This is a genomic window from Tamlana crocina (assembly GCF_012037625.1).
Map to the genome: position 1 here is coordinate 1 of NZ_JAAVJS010000217.1, position 464 is coordinate 464.

Genomic DNA, 464 nt, shown 5'->3' on the forward strand with positions numbered 1-464 from the left:
TTCCTCCCAGGCTGTTCGGAAATTTTCGCGGGTTAAATCCCGGGTGGCAAGGGTAAGATGTGGATGCAGTTTGTTTCTATTATCAATAGGTAGAAATTCGGTTAGCTCCTGAAGCAGATTTTGATGAAGTTCGGTTATCGACCTGGAATCAATAGCATTAATAAAGATTGCCCGCTGCCCAAAATGCCCAAAATCCTTTAATGTTATAAAAAATGACGCCTGTTTGTTTATTACAGTTTCCAAAGCATTTACAAAGGTCTTTTCCTCTTCATTTTTGAGCCAGGCAGGAGGAATCAGCGTGAGATGTGCTGGTAACTTAAGGGCATGGGAAGCAGAAAATCTTTCTTTGAATTCCAGCTTCAGGTTGTAAATCTTTTCGCTGATCTGCGCCGGAGGAAGGATGGCGGCAAAATAAAGAGCTTTAGAATTTGCCATTTTTGGGAAGTTTACACCATTCGGGTAAG

1 protein-coding gene is annotated in these 464 nt (G+C 41.8%); it reads right to left on the reverse strand.

The genetic code is table 11. The features are described 5' to 3' along the window. The coding region (locus tag HC176_RS16395) for a 2'-5' RNA ligase family protein (protein ID WP_167920073.1) at positions 1 to 435 on the reverse strand (435 nt) is incomplete at its 3' end. Positions 436 to 464 lie beyond the last annotated feature (29 nt).